Here is a 4,080-nt window from a genome sequence, read left to right on the forward strand (position 1 = left end):
GCTGACATCCGCGTTCGGCGGTACGACGCGTATCAATTGATCGACTTCGATCTGATTCGCATTGGGGATGTTATTCCACGCCACGAGATCACGCGGCGCCTGGCCGTTGCGCAGAGCGATGCTATACAGCGTATCGCCGCGTTTGACTCGATAGTAGCCAGGGGGCGGCGGCTCTTGCGAGGCAGTGGACGTGGTACCGGCACGCGAGGTGCGGTCGAGAACGGGTGCCTGGTTGCCGGAGGATGCGCAAGCCGCCAGCAATGCGGCCGACACCATCGCCACGGCAAGCCGGCCGGTGCGTGCGGGGCTTGGAGGGTTCATGGAACTCCGGGAAATGAACATGCTAAACAGTTCCTGATTTTAAAGGGACAAAGAAAACGCCTTCAAGCGCGGTACTGTGAAACTGGAAGCGGCTGCGGCGCTCGATCAGCACCAACTGCTGCGCGGGGCCCGAGCCACTGCTATTGCGGTCCATCGCCACCGGGGCGATCAGGCGCCCGCCAACGGCAAGCTGATCGAGCAGCGCCTGCGGCACCTCCATCCCGGCAGCGGCCAGGATGATGGCGTCGAACGGCGCCGCCTTCGGCAACCCCAGCATGCCGTCACCGTAGTGCAGCCGGATGTTTGGCACGCGGAGTGGCCGCAAGTTCGCTTTGGCTTTCTCATGCAGCGGACGGATGCGTTCGATCGAATACACCTCGTCGGCCACTTGCGACAGCACAGCGGCCTGGTAGCCGCAGCCAGTTCCAATTTCGAGCACGCGCGCAAGCGGCAAGCTTTGCGCACGCGCGGGACGCTCACGCAGCAGCAAATCGATCATCCGGCCGACCACCGAAGGCTTCGAGATCGTTTGCTGATGACCAATTGGCAGCGCCGAATCTTCATAGGCCTGCGAGGCCAGGCCAGCATCAACGAACAGATGGCGTGGCACCGTGCCAATCGCAGCCAGCACGCGCTTGTCGCTCACGCCCGCGGCTTGCACGCGGTCAACCAATGCCTGGCGTGCGCGATCCGATGCCATACCACCTGCCGCCGCATGCGCAGCGGCCGTGCGCGCCTGTACGGCACTCGCCGCAATGGCACCGACCGCAGCATCAACGCCCGCTACCCGCTGCGGAGCGGGAGCTGGCGCCGACGCTGGCTGCACGCGCTCGACCGACGCCGCGCGCGCCGGTGTCGGGCGGGAGACGGCGCTCACACCGGACGAGATGCGCGTCTCGCGCTGGCGCTCCACGGGCTTGCGCTCGACCACCGCGTCAAGCGTCAGAGGAAAGCGCCGGCCGCGCGAATGTTCAGACATGGGCCACCGTGGCGATCATGGCGTCTGCCAGCGGCGCACGGTGCGCAGTTGCGCCGTGTCGGTCAGATCGAGCTGCAGCGGCGTCAACGAAACAAAGCCGTGCGCGACTGCATGGAAATCGGTGCCTTCGCTGGCGTCCTTGGCATCGCCGGCGGCGCCGACCCAGAAAATCGGTTCGCCGCGCGGGTTAGCTTGGCGGATCACCGGTTGCGACTGGTGCCGCTTGCCCAGGCGTGTGGCACGCCAGCCACCGAGTTCGCTGTACGGCAGATTCGGAATGTTCACATTGAGGAGCATCTGCCCCTCGAGCGGATCGGACAGGTAGCGCTCGACCACCTCGCGGACGACGCGCTCTGCAGCATCCAGGTGCGTCCAGCCCTTATCAACCTGCGAAAACGCAATCGACGGAATGCCGAACAGATAGCCCTCGATAGCGGCAGCAACGGTGCCGGAATACAGCACGTCCTCGCCCATGTTCTGCCCCTGGTTGATACCGGAGACGACCAGGTCGGGCTTCTCCTCAATCATGCCGGTCAGGGCGATATGGACGCAGTCCGTCGGGGTGCCGTTGACGAAGCGGAACCCCTTCTGGGAACCGTCCGTTGCTTCAAACACCGACAGCGGACGCTGGAGCGTGAGCGAGTTGGATGCACCGCTGTGGTTCTGCTCCGGCGCCACCACAGTTACGCGGCCCAGGGGACTGAGCGCACGGTGCAGCGCGGCGAGACCCGGCGCGAGGTATCCGTCGTCGTTGGCGATAAGAATATGCATGGCGCGGATTGTAACCGAGCAATGCGCACGAATCGTGCTCACGCGCACCTGGTGCACGCCTATAAAAACCGATCAATATATCGGCCAACCGATTGCTCGATGAGCGTCTCGCGATCGAATCGAACGACCGTGCTTTTATTCGGTTAAACTGCCAGACGAGATCGCACACAAAGCATGCGAGACACGCGAACCATCCAACGCAAGACCGATCAGGAGACACACCATGAAAGCCGTCGTCTGCAAGACCTGGGGCCCGCCCGAATCGCTGGTGATTGAAACGCTGCCGGACCTCTCGCCGGGCGCCGGCGAAGTCGTCATCGACGTAAAGGCCGCGGGGGTGAATTTTCCCGACGTGCTGATCATCCAGAACAAATACCAGTTCAAGCCGGAGTTGCCTTTCACGCCGGGCTCGGAAGTGGCGGGCGTGGTCAACGCAGTGGGCGAAGGTGTGTCGCACGTGAAAGCGGGCGACCATGTGATCGCGTTCCTTGGTCAGGGCGCGTTTGCCTCGCAGGTGAAGGCATCGGCCAAGGTGGTGATGCCGATGCCGCCGGGCATGGCGTTTGATACGGCGGCAGCATTCACCCTCACCTACGGCACCTCGCACCACGCGGTGGTCGATCGCGGCCAACTGAAGGCCGGTGAAACGATGCTGGTGCTGGGTGCGGCGGGTGGCGTGGGACTGGCAGCCATCGAAATCGGCAAGGCAATCGGCGCGCGCGTGATTGCCGCCGCGTCAAGCGATGAAAAGCTCGCCGTCTGCAAGGAGCACGGCGCCGATGCGCTGATCAACTACTCGGCCGAAGACCTGCGCGAGCGCATCAAAGAACTGACCGACGGCAAGGGCCCAGACGTGATCTATGACCCGGTCGGCGGCATTTATGCAGAGCCGGCGTTCCGTTCGATCGCCTGGCGTGGCCGCTATCTGGTGGTGGGCTTTGCCAACGGCGAAATCCCCAAGATGCCGCTGAACCTGGCACTGCTCAAGGGTGCGTCGTTGGTGGGCGTGTTCTGGGGTGAGTTCGCGCGCCGCGAGCCGAAGGCCAATCTCGCCAACATGATGCAGATGATTGGCTGGATGAAAGAAGGCAAGATTCGTCCGCATATTTCAGCGCGCTACCCGCTGGAGCAAACCACGCAAGCGCTGCTCGACATGGCGGCACGCAAGGTGACGGGCAAGGTGGTGATTCAACCCTGAACGTTACCCGCACGCCAAACAAAAAAGCCGCGCTAGGCAATTGCCAGCGCGGCTTTTTGTTGGGAGGGCGCGTACCGATCAGGCCGCTTCTTCCAGCGTCGGATAGTCGGTGTAGCCCTTTTCCTGACCGCCATAGTAGGTCGTGCGATCCGGCTTGTTGAGCACCGCGCCGGCGCGGAAGCGCGCCACCAGATCCGGGTTGGCGATGAACGGACGACCAAAGGCCACGGCATCGGCCAGACCCGACGCCACCATCTGCTCGCCCTCTTCCGCGCTGTATTGGCCACAGACGATCAGCGTACCCTTGAAGGCATCGCGCAGTTGGCGGCGGAACTCGCCGGACAACTCAGGACCACCCGCCCAATCCGGCTCGGCGATGTGCAGATAGGCGATGCCGCGCTTGGTCAGTTCACGCGCAAGATACAGCGCGCTGGCTTCGGCTTCGGCATCTGCGATGTCGTGGGCAACAAAATGCGGCGACAAGCGAATGCCAACGCGATCCGCGCCGATTTCTGCAATGGCCGTGTCGACGACTTCCAGAATCAGGCGCGCACGGTTTTCCAGCGAGCCGCCGTACTGGTCAGTACGTTGATTGCTATTGGTGGAAAGGAACTGGTGCAGCAGGTAACCGTTGGCGGCATGGATCTCGACAAAATCGAAGCCAGCACGCCGTGCACGCAGCACGGCCTGACGGTACTGCGCAATGATGCCCGGGATTTCCTCCGTGGCCAGCGCGCGCGGCTCACTGGTGGGCTCGTTGCCCGGCGTGCCGTCAGGGTGCACGACAAAGCTCTGCGCACCCTTGGCGACG

The 4,080-nt window shown here is 63.4% G+C and carries 5 protein-coding genes; 1 reads left to right on the plus strand and 4 read right to left on the minus strand.

What is annotated here, in order from left to right; genetic code table 11:
* The 3 genes from JHD73_RS26840 to surE all read right to left on the minus strand — a co-directional run.
* Positions 1-342: LysM domain-containing protein (locus tag JHD73_RS26840; protein ID WP_199033186.1), on the minus strand; the 342-nt coding region annotated here is incomplete at its 3' end.
* 1 nt (position 343) lies between these two features.
* On the minus strand, positions 344-1,300 hold the full coding sequence (locus JHD73_RS26845) for a protein-L-isoaspartate(D-aspartate) O-methyltransferase (protein ID WP_199033187.1): 957 nt from the start codon (positions 1,298-1,300) through the stop codon (positions 344-346).
* Positions 1,301-1,315: 15 nt separating this feature from the next.
* On the minus strand, positions 1,316-2,071 hold the full coding sequence (gene surE / locus JHD73_RS26850; RefSeq protein WP_199033190.1) for a 5'/3'-nucleotidase SurE: 756 nt from the start codon (positions 2,069-2,071) through the stop codon (positions 1,316-1,318).
* A gap of 223 nt (positions 2,072-2,294) precedes the next feature.
* On the opposite strand from surE, the gene JHD73_RS26855 reads away from it, so the two are divergent.
* Positions 2,295-3,269, plus strand: coding sequence for an NADPH:quinone oxidoreductase family protein (locus JHD73_RS26855; RefSeq protein ID WP_199033188.1), 975 nt, complete (start codon positions 2,295-2,297; stop codon positions 3,267-3,269).
* A 78-nt stretch (positions 3,270-3,347) separates the two neighbouring features.
* Here the strand turns inward: JHD73_RS26855 and JHD73_RS26860 are convergent.
* On the minus strand, positions 3,348-4,080 hold a 733-nt coding region (locus JHD73_RS26860; protein ID WP_199033189.1), incomplete at its 5' end, for an alkene reductase.

Origin of the sequence: Ralstonia sp. ASV6 (genome assembly GCF_016429285.1) — a bacterium.
GTDB lineage: Bacteria > Pseudomonadota > Gammaproteobacteria > Burkholderiales > Burkholderiaceae > Ralstonia > Ralstonia flaminis.

Excerpts from the sequence above, each read along its gene's own strand:
- JHD73_RS26855 (WP_199033188.1), top strand. The coding sequence starts at position 2,295 with ATGAAAGCCGTCGTCTGCAAGACCTGGGGCCCGCCCGAATCGCTGGTG.
- JHD73_RS26845 (WP_199033187.1), bottom strand. The coding sequence starts at position 1,300 with ATGTCTGAACATTCGCGCGGCCGGCGCTTTCCTCTGACGCTTGACGCG.
- surE (WP_199033190.1), bottom strand. The coding sequence starts at position 2,071 with ATGCATATTCTTATCGCCAACGACGACGGATACCTCGCGCCGGGTCTC.